Source organism: Serratia sp. CY47444 (genome assembly GCF_052168635.1).
Lineage (GTDB): Bacteria > Pseudomonadota > Gammaproteobacteria > Enterobacterales > Enterobacteriaceae > Serratia > Serratia bockelmannii.
In genome coordinates this window covers 32,041-49,309 of sequence record NZ_JBJNMH010000002.1, presented here as the reverse complement: position 1 = coordinate 49,309, position 17,269 = coordinate 32,041, and the positions used below count along the sequence as shown (strand labels likewise).

Annotated in this window: 18 protein-coding genes and 1 riboswitch; of the genes, 16 read left to right on the top strand and 2 right to left on the bottom strand. The window is 59.9% G+C overall.

Annotated features, from left to right (window positions below):
- Positions 1-244: 244 nt before the first annotated feature.
- The 13 genes from leuS to lipA all read left to right on the top strand — a co-directional run bounded on the left by leuS (position 245) and on the right by lipA (position 13,746).
- Positions 245-2,827: a leucine--tRNA ligase gene (gene leuS / locus ACJ8IL_RS04355; RefSeq protein WP_043135757.1), complete on the top strand. Its 2,583-nt coding sequence runs from the start codon at positions 245-247 to the stop codon at positions 2,825-2,827.
- A 14-nt stretch (positions 2,828-2,841) separates the two neighbouring features.
- The gene (gene lptE / locus ACJ8IL_RS04350) at positions 2,842-3,402 is read left to right on the top strand and encodes an LPS assembly lipoprotein LptE (RefSeq protein ID WP_025301842.1); all 561 of its coding nucleotides are present in this window, start codon (positions 2,842-2,844) and stop codon (positions 3,400-3,402) included.
- The gene (gene holA, locus ACJ8IL_RS04345; protein WP_049206178.1) at positions 3,399-4,433 is read left to right on the top strand and encodes a DNA polymerase III subunit delta; all 1,035 of its coding nucleotides are present in this window, start codon (positions 3,399-3,401) and stop codon (positions 4,431-4,433) included. Before lptE ends, holA begins: the two co-directional genes overlap by 4 nt.
- Entirely contained in the window at positions 4,423-5,085 is a 663-nt protein-coding gene (gene nadD, locus ACJ8IL_RS04340; RefSeq protein ID WP_015376938.1) for a nicotinate-nucleotide adenylyltransferase, read from the top strand. Before holA ends, nadD begins: the two co-directional genes overlap by 11 nt.
- Before the next feature lie 194 nt (positions 5,086-5,279).
- Positions 5,280-5,597, top strand: a complete 318-nt coding sequence (gene rsfS / locus ACJ8IL_RS04335) for a ribosome silencing factor (RefSeq protein WP_025301839.1) — start codon at positions 5,280-5,282, stop codon at positions 5,595-5,597.
- A 3-nt stretch (positions 5,598-5,600) separates the two neighbouring features.
- On the top strand, positions 5,601-6,071 hold the full coding sequence (gene rlmH, locus ACJ8IL_RS04330) for a 23S rRNA (pseudouridine(1915)-N(3))-methyltransferase RlmH (protein WP_004940002.1): 471 nt from the start codon (positions 5,601-5,603) through the stop codon (positions 6,069-6,071).
- A gap of 38 nt (positions 6,072-6,109) precedes the next feature.
- Positions 6,110-8,005: a peptidoglycan DD-transpeptidase MrdA gene (mrdA, locus tag ACJ8IL_RS04325; protein WP_141970421.1), complete on the top strand. Its 1,896-nt coding sequence runs from the start codon at positions 6,110-6,112 to the stop codon at positions 8,003-8,005.
- Positions 8,006-8,013: 8 nt separating this feature from the next.
- A complete protein-coding gene (gene mrdB, locus ACJ8IL_RS04320; protein WP_004940006.1) occupies positions 8,014-9,126 on the top strand; it encodes a peptidoglycan glycosyltransferase MrdB in 1,113 nt (370 codons plus the stop codon).
- Positions 9,127-9,136: 10 nt separating this feature from the next.
- Positions 9,137-10,222 (top strand): endolytic peptidoglycan transglycosylase RlpA, encoded by a 1,086-nt coding sequence (gene rlpA / locus ACJ8IL_RS04315; protein ID WP_197835336.1) that lies wholly within the window; start codon positions 9,137-9,139, stop codon positions 10,220-10,222.
- 180 nt (positions 10,223-10,402) lie between these two features.
- On the top strand, positions 10,403-11,614 hold the full coding sequence (dacA, locus tag ACJ8IL_RS04310) for a D-alanyl-D-alanine carboxypeptidase DacA (protein WP_004940010.1): 1,212 nt from the start codon (positions 10,403-10,405) through the stop codon (positions 11,612-11,614).
- A 104-nt stretch (positions 11,615-11,718) separates the two neighbouring features.
- A complete protein-coding gene (ybeD, locus tag ACJ8IL_RS04305; RefSeq protein ID WP_004940012.1) occupies positions 11,719-11,985 on the top strand; it encodes a DUF493 family protein YbeD in 267 nt (88 codons plus the stop codon).
- 134 nt (positions 11,986-12,119) lie between these two features.
- Positions 12,120-12,788 carry a lipoyl(octanoyl) transferase LipB gene (lipB, locus tag ACJ8IL_RS04300; RefSeq protein ID WP_015376934.1) on the top strand — a complete coding sequence of 223 codons (669 nt, stop codon included), beginning with the start codon at positions 12,120-12,122 and terminating at the stop codon, positions 12,786-12,788.
- Positions 12,781-13,746, top strand: coding sequence for a lipoyl synthase (lipA, locus tag ACJ8IL_RS04295; protein ID WP_025301835.1), 966 nt, complete (start codon positions 12,781-12,783; stop codon positions 13,744-13,746). The genes lipB and lipA overlap by 8 nt, the downstream gene beginning before the upstream one ends.
- Positions 13,747-13,840: 94 nt before the next feature.
- On the opposite strand, the gene tatA is transcribed toward lipA, so the two are convergent.
- Positions 13,841-14,056: a Sec-independent protein translocase subunit TatA gene (gene tatA / locus ACJ8IL_RS04290; protein WP_025301834.1), complete on the bottom strand. Its 216-nt coding sequence runs from the start codon at positions 14,054-14,056 to the stop codon at positions 13,841-13,843.
- A 218-nt stretch (positions 14,057-14,274) separates the two neighbouring features.
- Here tatA and ACJ8IL_RS04285 point away from each other — a divergent pair, with 218 nt between their 5' ends.
- A complete protein-coding gene (locus ACJ8IL_RS04285) occupies positions 14,275-15,342 on the top strand; it encodes a diguanylate cyclase (RefSeq protein ID WP_442516364.1) in 1,068 nt (355 codons plus the stop codon).
- A gap of 1 nt (position 15,343) precedes the next feature.
- On the opposite strand, the gene ACJ8IL_RS04280 is transcribed toward ACJ8IL_RS04285, so the two are convergent.
- The gene (locus tag ACJ8IL_RS04280) at positions 15,344-15,772 is read right to left on the bottom strand and encodes a GNAT family N-acetyltransferase (protein WP_442516363.1); all 429 of its coding nucleotides are present in this window, start codon (positions 15,770-15,772) and stop codon (positions 15,344-15,346) included.
- Between the two features lie 82 nt (positions 15,773-15,854).
- Positions 15,855-15,917, top strand: a riboswitch (Fluoride riboswitch).
- A gap of 79 nt (positions 15,918-15,996) precedes the next feature.
- Here ACJ8IL_RS04280 and crcB point away from each other — a divergent pair.
- Together crcB and ACJ8IL_RS04270 are read left to right on the top strand one after the other, a co-directional pair.
- Positions 15,997-16,380: a fluoride efflux transporter CrcB gene (gene crcB, locus ACJ8IL_RS04275; RefSeq protein ID WP_004940022.1), complete on the top strand. Its 384-nt coding sequence runs from the start codon at positions 15,997-15,999 to the stop codon at positions 16,378-16,380.
- A 289-nt stretch (positions 16,381-16,669) separates the two neighbouring features.
- Positions 16,670-17,266, top strand: a complete 597-nt coding sequence (locus ACJ8IL_RS04270; RefSeq protein WP_442516362.1) for a TetR/AcrR family transcriptional regulator — start codon at positions 16,670-16,672, stop codon at positions 17,264-17,266.
- Positions 17,267-17,269: the final 3 nt, after the last annotated feature.

The following is a 17,269-nucleotide window of genomic DNA, read 5'->3' as shown; positions in this document are numbered from 1 at the left end:
GATACCCCTAAGCTACTTGTTCTTATTTTAGCCGTAAATGACTGATGTCACTTGGCAAGACGCGGGATCCGCAGGTTGTGAGCCGCGTCATGGCGGCGTTTTTTTTAAATGCGCCGAGTCAGGCGCTTGGAGTTGTTGCCGGGAGGTCTTATCAGCTATGCTATGCGGATCTACGAATACTAAATGTTCATTGCGTTGCCTCTGACCGAGGCAACGGTTTACACCTACAGGACCACCGGCCGCCATGCAAGAGCAATACCGTCCAGAAGACATAGAATCGAACGTACAGCTTCACTGGCAAGAGAAGCAGACTTTCAAAGTTACCGAAGACGACAGCAAGGAAAAGTACTACTGCCTATCCATGCTGCCTTACCCGTCCGGCCGACTGCACATGGGCCACGTTCGTAACTACACTATCGGCGACGTGATCTCGCGCTATCAGCGCATGCTGGGCAAAAACGTACTGCAGCCGATCGGCTGGGATGCGTTCGGCCTGCCGGCGGAAGGTGCGGCGGTGAAAAACAACACCGCACCGGCCCCGTGGACCTACGACAACATCGAATACATGAAGAACCAGCTGAAACTGCTGGGCTTCGGCTACGACTGGGATCGCGAAATCGCCACCTGCCAGCCGGAATACTACCGCTGGGAACAGTGGTTCTTCACCAAGCTGTATGAAAAAGGCCTGGTCTACAAGAAGACCTCGGCGGTGAACTGGTGCCCGCACGATCTGACCGTGCTGGCCAACGAACAGGTTATCGACGGCTGCTGCTGGCGCTGCGACACCAAGGTCGAGCGTAAAGAGATCCCGCAGTGGTTCATCAAAATCACCGCCTACGCCGATCAGCTGCTGAACGATCTGGACACGCTTGAAAGCTGGCCGGAGCAGGTGAAAACCATGCAGCGCAACTGGATTGGCCGCTCCGAAGGCGTGGAAATCACCTTCGACGTGGCGGACAGCGAAGAGAAGCTGACGGTTTATACCACCCGTCCCGACACCTTCATGGGCGCCACCTACGTGGCGGTCGCCGCGGGTCACCCGCTGGCGCAACAGGGCGCGCGCAACAACCCGGCGCTGACCGACTTCATCGACGAATGCCGCAACACCAAAGTGGCCGAAGCCGAAATGGCGACGATGGAGAAGAAAGGCATGCCAACCGGCCTGTTCGTTGTCCACCCGCTGAGCGGCGAGAAGCTGCCGGTGTGGGTCGCCAACTTCGTGTTGATGGAATACGGCACCGGCGCCGTGATGGCGGTACCGGCGCACGACCAGCGCGACTGGGAATTCGCCACCAAATACGATTTACCGATCAAACCGGTGATCCTGAACCTCGACGGCAGCCAACCTGACGTGAGCGCCGAAGCGATGACCGACAAAGGCGCGCTGTTCAACTCCGGCGAGTTCGACGGTCTGGACAATGAAGCGGGCTTCAACGCCATCGCCGACAAACTGGTCGCCAAGGGCGTAGGCCAGCGTAAGGTCAACTACCGTCTGCGCGACTGGGGCGTCTCCCGTCAGCGTTACTGGGGTGCGCCAATCCCGATGGTGACGCTGGAAGACGGCACCGTGATGCCGACGCCGGAAGACCAGCTGCCGGTGATCCTGCCGGAAGACGTGGTCATGGACGGCATCACCAGCCCGATCAAGGCCGACCCTGAGTGGGCGAAGACCACCGTTGACGGCCAGCCGGCGCTGCGTGAAACCGACACCTTCGACACCTTTATGGAGTCTTCCTGGTACTACGCGCGCTATACCTGCCCGCAGTACGACCAGGGCATGCTGGATCCGGCCGCCGCCAACTACTGGCTGCCGGTCGATCAATATATCGGCGGTATCGAACACGCCATCATGCACCTGATGTACTTCCGCTTCTTCCACAAGCTGATGCGCGATGCGGGCCTGGTGGATTCCGACGAGCCGGCCAAGCGCCTGCTGTGTCAGGGCATGGTGCTGGCCGACGCCTTCTACTACACCGGCAACAGCGGCGAGCGCGTCTGGGTATCTCCGGTTGACGCCACGGTCGAGCGCGACGACAAGGGCCGCATCATCAAGGCCACCGATCCGCAAGGTCGTGAACTGGTCTATGCTGGCATGAGCAAAATGTCGAAGTCGAAGAACAACGGCATCGACCCACAGGAAATGGTGGAAAAATACGGCGCGGACACCGTGCGTCTGTTCATGATGTTCGCTTCACCGGCAGAAATGACGCTGGAGTGGCAGGAGTCCGGCGTGGAAGGGGCTAACCGCTTCCTGAAACGCGTGTGGAAACTGGCCTACGATCACGTGGCAAAAGGCGCGGTACAGCCGCTGGACGTGGCGGCGCTGAACGAAGATCAGAAAGCGCTGCGCCGCGATCTGCACAAAACCATCGCCAAAGTGACCGACGATGTCGGCCGCCGTCAGACCTTCAACACCGCGATCGCCGCCGTGATGGAGCTGATGAACAAGCTGGCCCGCGCGCCGCAGGAGAGCGAGCAGGATCGCGCGCTGCTGCAGGAAGCGCTGCTGGCCGTGGTTCGCATGCTGTATCCGTTCACCCCGCACGTGTGCTTCACCCTGTGGCAGTCGCTGGGCGGCGAAGGCGACGTGGACACCGCGCCATGGCCGGTTGCCGACGAACAGGCGATGGTCGAGGACTCCAAGCTGGTGGTGGTGCAGGTGAACGGCAAGGTTCGCGCTAAAATCACCGTATCTGCCGATGCGACCGAAGAGCAAGTGCGCGCGCGCGCTGCCGAAGAGCATCTGGTGGCTAAATATCTGGACGGCGTCACGATTCGCAAAGTGATCTACGTTCCGGGCAAACTGCTTAACCTGGTTGTGGGTTAACACAAGGAGGAGTTGTGCGACAACGTATTCTGACGCTGTTGCTGGGGTTGGCGGTGCTGGTCACCGCCGGCTGCGGTTTTCACCTGCGTGGCACCACGCAGGTGCCTAATGAAATGAAAACGCTGATCCTGGACAGCGCCGACCCTTATGGTCCGTTGACGCGCGCGGTGCGTGAGCAGTTGCGTCTGAACGCCGTGACCATCGTCAGCGATCCGAAGCGTAAAGACGTGCCTTCCCTGCGCATCCTCGGCGCGACAGAAAGCCAGGATACCGCCTCGATCTTCCAGGACGGTAAAACCGCCGAGTACCAGCTGGTGCTGACCGTGCAGGCGCAGGTGCTGCTCCCGGGCCACGACCTGTATCCGCTGTCGGTGAAAGTGTTCCGTTCGTTCTTCGACAACCCGCTGACCGCGCTGGCCAAAGACTCCGAGCAGGAGATCATTCGCCAGGAAATGCGTGAGCAGGCGGCGCAACAGCTGGTGCGCAAACTGCTGACCGTGCACGCGGCGGAAGAAGAAAACCGGCAGAAAGCCGCTGCCGTCGGCGAACGAGCGGCAAGCCAAACCGCACAATGATCCGCATTTATCCGGAACAACTTGCCGCGCAGCTCCGAGAGGGGCTGCGCGCTTGTTATTTATTGAGCGGCAATGAACCGCTGCTGCTGCAGGAAAGCCAGGATCTGCTCCGGCAGGCTGCGCAACAGCAGCAGTTCAGCGAGCACTACAGCATTTCCCTCGACGCCCATACCGACTGGGACGCCATCTTCGGCATCTGCCAGGCAATGAGCCTGTTCGCCAGCCGCCAGACGCTGCTGCTGATCTTCCCGGAAAACGGCCCGACGGCGCCGATCGGCGAACAGCTGACCAAGCTTGCCACGCTGCTGCACGAGGATATTCTGCTGATCCTGCGCGGCCCGCGCCTCACCAAAGCGCAGGAAAACAGCGCCTGGTTCAAGGCGCTCAGCCCGCACGGCGCCCTCGTCAGTTGCCAGACGCCGGAACAGGCACAGCTGCCGCGCTGGGTCGCCACGCGCGCCAAGGCGATGAAGCTGGAATTGGACGACGTCGCCAATCAGCTGTTGTGCTACTGCTACGAAGGCAACCTGCTGGCGCTGTCGCAGGCGCTGGAGCGGCTGTCGCTGCTGCACCCGGACGGCAAACTCACGCTGCCGCGCGTCGAACAGGCGGTGAACGACGCCGCCCACTTCACGCCGTTCCACTGGCTGGATGCCCTGCTGGCCGGCAAAAGCAAGCGCGCCTGGCATATCTTGCAGCAGCTGCAGCAAGAGGACGTGGAGCCGGTGATCCTGCTGCGCACCTTACAGCGCGAACTGCTGCTGTTGCTGACGCTGCAGCGCCGCATGGCGTCCGCGCCGCTGCGCACGCTGTTCGATCAGCACAAGGTTTGGCAGAACCGCCGCCCGCTGGTGACCCAGGCGCTGCAACGCCTGTCCGGTCCCCAGCTGCAGCAAGCGGTACAGCTGCTGACGCAAATCGAGCTGACCCTCAAGCAGGACTATGGCCAGTCGGTCTGGCCGGAACTGGAAACCCTGTCGATGCTGCTGTGCGGCAAACCCCTGGCCACGAGTTTTACCGATGCCCACTAATCCGGAACACCCCACCGTTTTGCACGCGCTGTTCGGCGGCACCTTTGATCCGATCCACTATGGCCACCTGCGGCCGGTGGAGGCGTTGGCCGCCGAAGTGGGCCTGAATCGCGTCACGCTGCTGCCTAACCACGTGCCGCCGCACCGCCCGCAGCCGGAGGCCAATGCGCAGCAACGCCTGAAGATGGTCGAGCTGGCGATCGCCGGCAACCCGCTGTTTGCGGTCGACGATCGCGAACTGCACCGCACCACCCCCTCCTACACCATCGAGACGTTGGAAACGATTCGTAAAGAGCGTGGCGCCGCCCAGCCACTGGCGTTTATTATTGGCCAGGACTCGCTGCTGACATTGCATAAATGGCATCGCTGGCAGGCGCTGTTGGACGTCTGCCACCTGCTGGTGCTGGCGCGCCCGGGCTATAACGATCGCATGGACACACCGGAACTGCAGCAGTGGCTGGAACGTCATCGCACCGCCGATCCGGCGCTGCTCAGCCGCCGCCCGCACGGCCATATCTATCTGGCCGATACGCCGGAGCTGGAAATTTCCGCCACCGAGATCCGCCAGCGCCGCCATCAGGGCCTCAACTGCGACGACCTGCTGCCGCGCCCGGTGCAGCGCTATATCGAGTTGCAGGGTTTATATCGCTAGCGAAAGGTGCGTGATATACTGCGCCGCTATTTTTCAGGTATCCGCTGAAAACCCCGGAAACCTTAGCTGGCCGGGCAGTCACCAGTTAGCTGGCTTTCAGCGGCAGCCTGCCGAAACCATTATCCGGTTACGCCGCAGCGTGCGCATGTTGCCCGCTGCAGTCGACTGAACAGAACACACCCGAGGGGGAACCTTTGCAAGGTAAAGCGCTCCAAGATTTCGTCATCGATAAAATCGATGACCTGAAAGGCCAAGACATTATCGCTCTGGACGTACAGGGCAAATCCAGCATCACCGATTGCATGATCATCTGCACCGGCACGTCGACTCGCCACGTGATGTCGATCGCCAACCACGTGGTACAGGAATCCCGCGCCGTGGGCATGGAGCTGTTTGGCATGAAAGGCCAGGAAGCCTCCGACTGGATCGTGGTCGATCTGGGCGAAGTGATCGTGCACGTGATGCAGGAAGAGAGCCGTCGCCTGTACGAGCTGGAAAAACTCTGGAGCTAAGCGGTGAAACTGCAATTGGTGGCGGTCGGCACCAAAATGCCAGACTGGGTGCAAACCGGCTTTATGGATTACCTGCACCGCTTTCCCAAAGATATGCCGTTTGAGCTGACCGAGATCCCGGCGGGCAAACGCGGCAAAAACGCCGACATCAAACGCATTCTGGACAAGGAAGGCGAACAGATGCTGGCGGCGGTGGGCAAAGGCAACCGCATCGTTACGCTGGATATCCCAGGCACGCCGTGGGAAACGCCGCAGCTGGCGCAGCAGCTTGAGCGCTGGAAGCAGGATGGCCGCAACGTCAGCTTGCTGATCGGCGGCCCGGAAGGGCTGGCGCCCGCCTGCAAAGCCGCTGCCGAGCAGAGCTGGTCGCTTTCTCCGTTGACGCTGCCGCATCCTTTGGTGCGCGTCCTGGTGGCCGAAAGCCTCTACCGCGCCTGGAGTATTACAACAAATCATCCTTACCACCGGGAATAGCCGGTGGTGACCGTGACAGAGTGAAATAAAGCAGCGGGATGAAAATAGAACGTAACCCTTTTCGCGACTATACGGCTGAATCCGCCCTGTTTGTACGCCGCGCCCTGGTGGCGTTCCTGGTCATCCTGGTGCTGTCCGGCATCCTGATCGCCAACCTGTATAATCTGCAAGTGGTCCGCGTCGAGGATTACCGCACCCGCTCCAACGAAAACCGCATCAAGCTGGTGCCCATCGCGCCCAGCCGCGGCATTATCTACGATCGCAACGGCACCCCGCTGGCACTCAACCGCACCATTTATCAGCTGGAGCTGATGCCGGAGAAGGTTGACGATCTCAAAGCCACGCTGCAGGCGCTGCGCACGGTGGTCGATCTGACCGACGACGACATCACCAATTTCGAAAAAGAGCGCAAGCGTTCGCGTCGTTTCGTCTCCATTCCGGTGAAAACCGCGCTAACCGAGGTGCAGGTCGCCCGCTTTGCGGTCAATCAGTTCCGCTTCCCCGGCGTGGAAGTAAAAGGCTACCAGCGCCGCTACTACCCCTATGGTTCCGCCCTCACCCACGTCACCGGCTATGTGTCGAAGATCAACGACCGCGACGTCGAACGCCTGGATAAAGACGGCAAGCTGGCCAACTACGCCGCCACCCACGATATCGGCAAGCTGGGCATCGAACGCTATTACGAAGACACGCTGCACGGCAAAACCGGCTATGAAGAGGTCGAGGTCAACAACCGCGGCCGGGTGATCCGCCAATTGCACGAGCAGCCGCCCTCCGCCGGTCAGGACGTTTATCTGACGCTCGATCTTGACCTGCAGCGCTATATCGAGCAGCTGCTGGTCGGCAGCCGTGCCGCAGTGGTAGTGAGCGATCCGCGTACCGGCGCCATCCTGGCGATGGTGTCCAACCCGAGCTACGATCCGAACCTGTTCGTCGACGGTATTTCCAGCAAGGACTATCAGGGGCTGCTGAACGATCCGAATCGCCCGCTGATCAACCGCGCCACGCAGGGGGTCTATCCGCCTGCATCAACGGTGAAGCCTTACATCGCGGTGTCGGCGCTGAGCGCCGGAGTGATCACCAAAAACACCGTGGTATTCGATCCCGGTTGGTGGCAACTGCCCGGCTCGGAAAAACGCTTCCGCGACTGGAAAAAATGGGGCCACGGCCGCCTGAACGTCACCAAGGCGCTGGAAGAGTCCGCAGATACCTATTTCTATCAGGTCGCCTATGACATGGGGATCGATCGGCTGTCGACCTGGCTGACCAAATTCGGTTACGGCCAGTACACCGGCATCGATCTGTCCGAAGAGCGCTCCGGCCTGATGCCGACGCGCGAGTGGAAGCTGAAGCGCTATAAAAAGCCGTGGTATCAGGGCGACACCATTCCGGTGGGCATCGGCCAGGGTTACTGGACCGCCACGCCGATCCAGATGTCCAAAGCGCTGAACACCCTGATCAACGACGGCAACGTCAAAACGCCGCACCTGCTGCAGAGCACCCGCGTCAACGGCGCGCTGGTGCCGTTTAAACAGGAAGAAGACACGCAGATCGGCGATATTCACTCCGGCTTCTGGGAAATCGCCAAAGACGGCATGTACGGTGTGGCCAACCGTCCGAACGGGACGGCGCGCAAATACTTTGCGGACGCACCTTATAAAGCCGCGGCGAAATCGGGTACCGCACAGGTATTCGGCTACGAAACCTACAACGCCCACAAACTGGCGGAGCACCTGCGCGATCATAAACTGATGACCGCCTTCGCGCCGTTCAACAATCCGACGGTGTCGGTCGCCATCATTCTGGAAAACGGCGGCGCCGGTCCGGCGGTGGGCACCATCACCCGCCAGATCCTCGACCATATTCTGCTGGGCGACAACAATACGCAATTGCCAAGCGAAGCGCCGCTGCCGCCTGGCGTAGAAGGTGACTAAGGTAGAACATGACTGAAAGCCAACAAAAAGGCTCGATCTGGACCAAAATCCACATCGACCCGACGTTCCTGCTGCTGATCCTGGCCCTGCTGGTCTACAGCGCCTTCGTGATGTGGAGCGCCAGCGGCCAGGACATCGGCATGATGGAACGCAAGATCGGGCAGATCGTCATGGGGCTGATCGTGATGGCCGTCATGGCGCAAATCCCGCCGCGCGTGTACGAAAGCTGGGCACCCTATCTGTACATCTTCTGCGTGATTTTGCTGATCCTGGTGGACGCCTTCGGGCAGATCAGTAAAGGCGCGCAGCGCTGGCTGGATCTCGGCGTGGTGCGCTTCCAGCCGTCGGAGATCGCCAAGATCGCCGTGCCGCTGATGGTGGCGCGCTTTATGAACCGCGATGTCTGCCCGCCTTCGCTGAAAAACACCGCCATCGCGCTGGTGCTGATCTTCCTGCCAACGCTGCTGGTGGCCGCGCAGCCGGATCTGGGCACCTCGATCCTGATCGCCGCCTCCGGCCTGTTCGTGCTGTTCCTGTCGGGCATGAGCTGGAAACTGATCGCCGTCGCCGCCGTTGCGCTGGCGGCCTTTATCCCGGTGCTGTGGTTCTTCCTGATGCATGGCTATCAACGCGACCGCGTGATGATGCTGCTCGATCCGGAGAGCGACCCGCTCGGCGCCGGCTACCATATCATTCAATCCAAGATCGCCATCGGCTCCGGCGGCCTGTCCGGCAAGGGCTGGCTGCACGGCACCCAGTCGCAGCTGGAGTTCCTGCCGGAACGCCATACCGACTTTATCTTCGCCGTGTTGGCCGAAGAGCTGGGGCTGATCGGGGTGTTGGTGCTGCTGGCGCTTTACCTGCTGGTGATCATTCGCGGGCTGATGATCGCGGCCAAGGCACAAACTACCTTCGGCCGCGTGATGGTCGGCGGCTTGATGCTGATTTTGTTCGTTTATGTCTTTGTTAACATCGGTATGGTCAGTGGCATTTTGCCGGTAGTTGGCGTACCTTTGCCTCTGGTCAGTTACGGGGGTTCGGCGCTGATAGTGTTGATGGCCGGTTTCGGCATCATCATGTCGATCCACACGCATCGGAAAATGCTGTCTAAAAGTTTATAAGAGGTGAGTAATGCGTAAGGAATGGCTTTGGATCGGCGTCGCGGCGGTGTTGCTCTCCGCCTGTACCGCCCCGACCACGGAACAGCAGGCACCACAGCAGCCGTACAACGGCCCGGTGGTGGAGATCGGTGGCGTCGAGCCTCAATATGAACCCTATAACCCTAACAACATGCAGGATTATAAGGTTAATGGCGATACTTACCGCATCGTAAAAGATCCGCAGAACTTCTCGCAGACCGGCCTGGCGGCCTGGTATGGCGAAGAAGCCAACGGCAACACCACGGCGCTGGGCGAGCAGTTCGACCCCAACGGTCTGACTGCGGCGCACCCGACCTTACCGATCCCAAGCTATGTGCGCGTCACCAACCTGGCCAACGGCCGTCAGCTGGTGGTGCGCGTCAACGATCGCGGGCCATACACCAAGGGCCGCATCATCGATCTGTCGAAAGCCGCCGCCGATCGCCTCAACCTGTCCAACAACACCAAGGTCAAAGTCGATTTCATCAATGTGGCGCCGGACGGCACGCTGAGCGGCCCAGGCACCATCGGTACCATCGTGGCGAAGCAGAGCTACGCCCTGCCGTCGCGCCCGGATCTCGGCGCCAGCGGCATGGGCACCCCCATCCAACAGGACGTGCCGGTCGCCAGCGGCGCGGCGGTGCGCCCGATCGATAACAGCACCCTGCGCACCGACGACGACAACACCCCAGCAACCGGCGGCAACGCCGGTAGCGGCCGCAGCGGTTTCCTCGGCGCGCCAAGCGCATTGCCGGCCGGCGTGCTGGAAGGTTCGGAGCCTGAAGCCGCCGCGGTGGCTGCACCGGTCGCGGCCAGCGCCGCAGCTGCCGGCATGGCTGCCGCTTCGTCCTCCGGCGGTTACGTGGTGCAGGTCGGTGCGCTGAGCAGCGCCGAGCGTGCCCAGAGCTGGCAGCAAAGCCTGAGCCAACAGTTTGGCGTCCCGGGCAAAGTGGCGGCCAACGGCAACGTTTATCGCGTCCAGCTCGGCCCGTTCAGCAGCCGTCAGCAGGCGGCCCAGCTGCAGCAACGCCTGGCGAGCGAAGCGCAACAACAGTCTTTCGTTACTGCTGCACCCTGAGCATTAAGCCCGGTGGGCATTCACGGCCGATAAGCGGTTATTTAGCTGAAACATTTTCTTGCAGCTAAAAGGGCACTAACCGCAATTAGTCAGATGAATGGGTAATGCCTGCCGGGATCGCATCTGCTATAGTGTGGCTCGTTTTTTAACTTTACTTTCACGGATGTTGTAGTCCCGATCATGAAACAAGTAACTTCTTTTCGCTTAATCAAAAGCATCGCCCTCGGCACCGTTATCGCAATGAGCGCAGCCTCCGTTGCGCACGCCGATGACGTTAACATCAAAACCATGATCCCAGGTGTCCCGCAGATCGATGCGGAAGCGTACATCCTGATTGATTACAACTCCGGCAAGGTGCTGGCCGAGATGAACGCCGATGCGCGTCGCGATCCGGCCAGCCTGACCAAAATGATGACCAGCTACGTCATCGGCCAGGCGCTGAAAGCGGGTAAAATCGGCCAGGACGATCTGGTGACCGTCGGCCAGGACGCCTGGGCGACCGGCAACCCGGTGTTCAAAGGCTCCTCGCTGATGTTCCTGAAGCCGGGCGATCGCGTGCCGGTCTCCAAACTGACCCGCGGCATCAACCTGCAGTCCGGTAACGACGCCTGCGTGGCGATGGCCGACTACGTCGCCGGCAGCCAGGACGCGTTCGTTAACCTGATGAACACCTACGTCAGCAAGCTGGGCCTGCAGAACACTCACTTCCAGACGGTACACGGCCTGGATGCCCAGGGCCAGTACAGTTCGGCGCGCGACATGGCGCTGATCGGCCAGGCGCTGATCCGCGACGTGCCGGAAGAGTACGCGATCTACAAAGAAAAAGAGTTCACCTTCAACAATATCCGCCAGATGAACCGCAACGGTCTGCTGTGGGATAACAGCCTGAACGTCGACGGCATCAAAACCGGCCATACCGACGCGGCGGGTTACAACCTGGTGGCTTCGGCGACCGAAGGCCAAATGCGCCTGATCTCCGCCGTGATGGGCGGCCGCACCTACAAAGGCCGTGAAGCCGAAAGCAAGAAACTGCTGACCTGGGGCTTCCGCTTCTTCGAAACCGTGGCGCCGCTGAAAGTCGGTAAAGAGTTCGCCTCCGAGCCTGTCTGGTTCGGCGATGCCGACCGCGTTGAGCTCGGCGTGGACAAAGACGTCTACCTGACCATTCCGCGCGGCCGCATGAAAGATCTGAAGGCCAGCTACGTGCTGAACACGCCGGAAATTCACGCGCCGCTGGCGAAAAACCAGGTGGTGGGCAGCATCAACTTCCAGCTGGACGGCAAAACCATCGATCAGCGCCCGCTGGTGGTGATGAACGAAGTGAAAGAAGGCGGTTTCTTCAGCCGCATCGTGGACTACATCAAACTGATGTTCCACCACTGGTTCGGTTAATGGTTGAAACGGGCGAAATTGCCCCCATATACTGAATAACATTAACTCCCGCCCCGGCGGGAGTTATAATTTATAGATTAGCTAGCACTCTGGAGCGCACGCACATGCAAAAAACTAAACTGAACGAACTGCTCGAATTCCCTTGCTCGTTTACCTACAAGGTGATGGGCCTGGCGCAGCCTGAGCTGGTTGACCAGGTAGTTGAAGTGGTGCAGCGCCATGCGCCGGGCGATTACAACCCGCAGGTCAAGCCAAGCAGCAAAGGCAACTACCACTCCGTCTCCATCACCATCAATGCCACTCACATCGAGCAGGTCGAAACCCTGTACGAAGAGTTAGGCAACATTGAAATTGTTCGCATGGTGCTGTAATTCCAGCATAAACCCCTGCTTATCAACCCGGGATGGCGCAGCGTCTTCCCGGGTTGCGCATTTTTGGTCAGCGAAAGGCTGGCCGCAAGCCGGAGCGCCCGGTATAATGGCTTTACCACTTCTGTAACCTGACGATGACTCTTTTGCAACCAGACAAGATCATTTTGCGTCAGCTGGGGTTGCAGCCCTACGCGCCTGTATCCCAAGCCATGCATAACTTCACCGACAGTCGTACCGAGACTACGCCGGACGAACTGTGGCTGGTACAGCATCACCCGGTGTTCACCCAAGGCCAGGCCGGCAAAGCCGAGCATGTGCTGATGCCCGGTGATATCCCGGTGGTCCAGAGCGATCGCGGCGGCCAGGTGACCTACCACGGCCCGGGTCAGCAGGTGATGTACGTGATGGTCGATCTGAAACGCAACAAGGTCGGCGTGCGTCAATTGGTCACGGCGATAGAAGATACGGTTATCAACACCCTCGCCCACTTTCGCCTCGCATCGCGCGCCCGTCCGGATGCGCCTGGCGTGTATGTGGGGGAGCAGAAAATCTGTTCGTTGGGTTTGCGGATCCGCAAAGGCAGCTCATTCCACGGCCTGGCCCTGAATGTGGCGATGGATCTCAGCCCCTTCCAACGCATCAACCCTTGCGGTTACGCCGGCATGCAGATGACGCAGGTCAGCGCGCTGGCGCCCGGCGTTGGCATTGAAGACATACACCCAATCCTGGTACAGGAATTTGTTCATTTACTCGGCTACCAGACGGTCGAGCTTCGTAACTGGAACCTGCACGATTATGAGTAAACCAATTCAGATGGAACGCGGCGTCAAATACCGCGATGCTGACAAAATGGCGCTGATCCCGGTCAAAACGGTGGTCACCGAACGGCAGGAGCTGTTGCGTAAACCCGAGTGGATGAAGATCAAACTGCCTGCCGACTCAACGCGCATTCAGGGCATCAAAGCCGCGATGCGTAAAAACGGCCTGCACTCCGTCTGTGAGGAAGCCTCGTGCCCTAACCTGTCCGAGTGTTTCAACCACGGTACCGCCACCTTTATGATCCTCGGCGCTATCTGCACCCGCCGCTGCCCGTTCTGCGACGTGGCCCACGGCCGCCCGATCGCGCCAGACGCTAACGAGCCGGAAAAGCTGGCGCAAACCATCGCCGACATGGCGCTGCGTTATGTGGTGATCACCTCGGTTGACCGCGACGACCTGCGCGACGGCGGTGCTCAGCACTTTGCCGACTGCATCTCGGCCATCCGCGCCAAGAGTCCGAACATCAAAATTGAAACGCTGGTGCCGGACTTCCGCGGCCGTATGGATCGCGCGCTGGAGATCCTCACCGCCACGCCGCCGGACGTGTTTAACCACAACCTGGAAAACGTGCCGCGCGTCTACCGCCAGGTGCGCCCGGGCGCCAACTATGAGTGGTCGCTGAAGCTGCTGGAGCGCTTTAAAGAAGCTCACCCGGATATCCCGACCAAATCCGGCCTGATGGTCGGCCTGGGCGAAACCAACGCGGAAATCGTCGAAGTGATGCGCGATCTGCGCCGCCACGGCGTGACCATGCTGACGCTGGGCCAATACCTGCAGCCAAGCCGTCACCACCTGCCGGTGCAGCGCTACGTCAGCCCGGCCGAGTTCGACGAAATGAAAGAAGAAGCGATGGCGATGGGCTTCACCCACGCTGCCTGCGGCCCGTTCGTGCGTTCGTCTTACCACGCCGATCTGCAGGCCAAAGGGATGGAAGTGAAATAACGCGTAATAGTTTGTTACGCTAAAGACGGCGGAAACGCCAAAAAACGGATGTCCGTAAGGCATCCGTTTTTTTATTGTGCGTCACCAGACGGAATTAAACGTCTTTCTTTTCGACGCTCTGCTGAGCGGACTGGCTCTCGGCGGTGCTGTTGCCGGCGGCCGGCGGCGTGCTGTCGTCGCCCACGGCTTTTTTAAAGCCTTTCAGCGCCGCGCCAAGATCGGCGCCGAGCGTACGCAGTTTGCTGGTGCCGAACAGTAAAATCACCAACACTGCAATCACCAGAAGTTTGGTAATGCTGATACCTTCCATACTCACCTTCTTATCATAGAGCGCTGTGTGAACAGCGAGAAAAACTGACCTTGCCTGCGAATATTTAGCGACTTTCCCCCAGTTCGCACAACCGCAACATGTAACAGAGTGAGATCCGTCGCAGGAATGCCACGCGGCCTCACGGCGTGAATCCCAGACTATTCTTAGTTTATCACCCGCATGATACGCTGCCGTGATACTTATCAGGGAGATGCCGGATGTATATTGCTCCACCCATTTTCGATGCCCGAAAATCCGGCCTCAGCTTCGCCAAACGCACCTATCTGCCCCGCGTCGCCGGTCTGGGGCTCGGGTTTATCTGCGTTTGCGCCGCGCTCTATCCCTTGGCTCCGCCCGCGGCGGTCTGGCTATTGCTGGCCTTTCACGGCTTTCTCTGGCCGCATCTGGCCTATCGCCTGGCCTACCGCGCCAAAGATCCGTTCAAAGCCGAGATCCGCAACCTCTTGATCGACTCCGCCTTCGGCGGCTTCTGGGCGGCGATGATGGCATTCAACGCGCTGCCGGCGATCGTCATCCTGTCGATGATGAGCATGAACAACATCGCTTCGGCCGGTAAGGCACTGTTTGTCAAAGGCTTGGCGATTCAGTTGGCCACGGCGATGCTCACCGGCGCGCTGCTCGGCTTCCCGTTCCACCCGCACAGCACGCCGCTGCAAATCTATCTGTGCCTGCCGATGATCTACCTGTATCCGACGCTGCTCGGGCTGGTGACCTACCGCACCGCCAAGCGGCTGGCGGAAAAGAAACAGGAGCTGCAGCGCATCAGCACCCGCGATGGACTAACCGGCCTGTATAATCGCCGCCACTGGGAGCACCTGCTGCATCGCCAGTTCGACAGCTGCCGCCGCTACCAGGACAACGCCACGCTGATCCTGATGGATATCGATCGCTTCAAAACCATCAACGACACCTTCGGCCACGCGCTGGGGGATGAAGCCCTGGCGGTATTGGCGGAAGAGCTGCTGATCGGTTTGCGCAACGTGGATATCGTCGGGCGCTACGGCGGCGACGAGTTTGGCGCGGTGCTGCCGAACACTAACGCCGAACAGGCGGAAATCGTCCTGCACCGCATCCAGCAGCGGCTGGACGCGGTCAGTTTCAAGGAGGCGCCGCAGCTGCGGCTGCAGATCAGCGCAGGCATCGCTAACTACCACCCCGCGCTGGGCGGCTATCTTGACTGGCTGAAAGCGGCCGACGGTGCGCTCTATCGGGCGAAGCATAATGGCCGCAACCGGTTGGAAACGGCAGTGCCGCCAGGGGAGTAACTTACTGACTTAATAACTTGGCAAAATACTTCGGCGCTTCGACAAAGCCTTCGCGCCGGTAAAACGCATGCGCCCGCTCGCGGCGACTGTGGCAATGGACCTCTAACCGATCGCAGCCGCGACGGTGCGCCAGCGCCTCGCCCTCCGCCAGCAGCCGCCGGCCTACGCCCGCGCCGCGCGCTCGGTCATCGACGCAAAAATAGCTGATGCGGCCAATGTCGCCGGCCAACGCCAGCTGCGGCAGGAAATGCAGCGACAACACGCCCAACACCTGCTCCCCGTCCATCGCCACCAGCAGCGCCTCATCCGGATGCGCCAACAGTTGCTGCATGCGCTGCGTCAGAAACGCCTCGGTGCCGGGATAATCCAACGCCGTCATTAATTCGGCGATAGCATGGCGATCGCTCAGGCGCGCCGTTCTGATTTGCATAGGGTGACCTCGCAGAGTGTCGATACTACAAAATAGATGGCGTTAGGTGTAACATCCACCGGGTACGGCAAAAAAGGCCGTGCGGCACGCTGGAGATGACATTCCTCCCTAACCGCCTTCACAGGCTGATGATGTCTACGTAACCTCTCGGAGAGAGGCGCGTAGCGTTACGCCTGTCCCTTTCCGAGTCCCGTGAATTTCTCTGATTGAAAGGTAGTTGCCCCATGTTGAGTTCTTTACTGGCCGTATTTATCGGCGGCGGCGTCGGCAGCGTTTTGCGCTGGGCGGTAAGCATGAAAATGAATCCGCTGAATGCCCACATTCCGCTCGGTACGCTGATGGTCAATCTGATCGGTGGTTTTATCATCGGTCTGGCGATGGCGATTTTCACCCGCATGACGCATCTGGATCCCACCTGGAAATTACTGATTACCACCGGATTCTGCGGCGGCCTGACTACCTTCTCCACCTTTTCGCTGGAGGTGGTGTACCTGATGCAGGATGGCCGCTTCGGTTGGGCGCTGGCCAACATGCTGCTCAACCTGGCCGGCTCGCTGGCGATGACGCTGCTGGCCTTTATGCTGGTGATGTGGGTCAACGGGCGCTAAGCCCTTAATGTTTCCTTAATCTTGCATGCGCATAATCTCATCCAGTACTCCTGACTGGATGAGAAACCGCTATGTTTAGCCTGCCGAAAACCGCCGCCGAAGCGATTGCCGTTGCGCTGTGCGTGCTGATCGTCGCCGCCTTTATCAAATCCTACCTGTTCGCATAAGCGCCTTTTTCCCCGCAGCACGCATTCATCTTGCGCCTTTCCGGCCGATTACACTACAATTGAGAATGAACGTTCACACCCAAAATGTGAACCCGGCTCACGCGTAGCAAAGGATCGGGCAGATGCTCTCCCCCAACGACAGTAAACAGGCTAAGGTGCAGGCCCGCCGCGATCAGATCGTCGAAGCGGCGAAAATCAGCTTCCGCCGCCACGGCTTCCACGCCGCCAGCATGGCGGAAATCGCCCAGGGCTCACAGCTCAGCGTCGGCCAAATCTATCGCTATTTCGCCAATAAAGACGCGATTATCGAGGAGATCGTCAACCGCATCATCGCCAGCAAGATGCAGCGGCTGGAAAACCTTGGCGATCACATCAATCTGATCGCCGGCGTGCTGGCGGAGCGCACGCTGTTCCAGCAGCCGGGCGAGAGCGAAACCGACCATATGCTGATGCTGGAAGTGACCGCCGAGGCCACGCGCAATCCGGTGGTGGCCAAACTGCTCAGCGACGCGGAAGCGCGGCTGTTTCGCCACGTGTGCCACAACCTGCAGCAGCTGTTTCCCCATTTCAGCACGGAAGAGATCGCCGCGCGGGTGGAATTTATCGCCGTCATGAGCGAAGGCACCGGTTACCGTATCCTTACCACGCAAAAAGCCGATGCGTCCCTGCTGCGCGATCTGTATCAGCAGGCCATTTCTCACCTGTTCAGGAAACTCTAATCT

Excerpts from the sequence above, each read along its gene's own strand:
- ACJ8IL_RS04270 (WP_442516362.1), top strand. The coding sequence starts at position 16,670 with ATGCTCTCCCCCAACGACAGTAAACAGGCTAAGGTGCAGGCCCGCCGC.
- lipA (WP_025301835.1), top strand. The coding sequence starts at position 12,781 with ATGAGTAAACCAATTCAGATGGAACGCGGCGTCAAATACCGCGATGCT.
- mrdA (WP_141970421.1), top strand. The coding sequence starts at position 6,110 with ATGAAAATAGAACGTAACCCTTTTCGCGACTATACGGCTGAATCCGCC.
- leuS (WP_043135757.1), top strand. The coding sequence starts at position 245 with ATGCAAGAGCAATACCGTCCAGAAGACATAGAATCGAACGTACAGCTT.
- lipB (WP_015376934.1), top strand. The coding sequence starts at position 12,120 with ATGACTCTTTTGCAACCAGACAAGATCATTTTGCGTCAGCTGGGGTTG.
- crcB (WP_004940022.1), top strand. The coding sequence starts at position 15,997 with ATGTTGAGTTCTTTACTGGCCGTATTTATCGGCGGCGGCGTCGGCAGC.
- rlpA (WP_197835336.1), top strand. The coding sequence starts at position 9,137 with ATGCGTAAGGAATGGCTTTGGATCGGCGTCGCGGCGGTGTTGCTCTCC.
- mrdB (WP_004940006.1), top strand. The coding sequence starts at position 8,014 with ATGACTGAAAGCCAACAAAAAGGCTCGATCTGGACCAAAATCCACATC.
- ACJ8IL_RS04280 (WP_442516363.1), bottom strand. The coding sequence starts at position 15,772 with ATGCAAATCAGAACGGCGCGCCTGAGCGATCGCCATGCTATCGCCGAA.
- tatA (WP_025301834.1), bottom strand. The coding sequence starts at position 14,056 with ATGGAAGGTATCAGCATTACCAAACTTCTGGTGATTGCAGTGTTGGTG.
- holA (WP_049206178.1), top strand. The coding sequence starts at position 3,399 with ATGATCCGCATTTATCCGGAACAACTTGCCGCGCAGCTCCGAGAGGGG.
- nadD (WP_015376938.1), top strand. The coding sequence starts at position 4,423 with ATGCCCACTAATCCGGAACACCCCACCGTTTTGCACGCGCTGTTCGGC.
- ybeD (WP_004940012.1), top strand. The coding sequence starts at position 11,719 with ATGCAAAAAACTAAACTGAACGAACTGCTCGAATTCCCTTGCTCGTTT.
- dacA (WP_004940010.1), top strand. The coding sequence starts at position 10,403 with ATGAAACAAGTAACTTCTTTTCGCTTAATCAAAAGCATCGCCCTCGGC.
- ACJ8IL_RS04285 (WP_442516364.1), top strand. The coding sequence starts at position 14,275 with ATGTATATTGCTCCACCCATTTTCGATGCCCGAAAATCCGGCCTCAGC.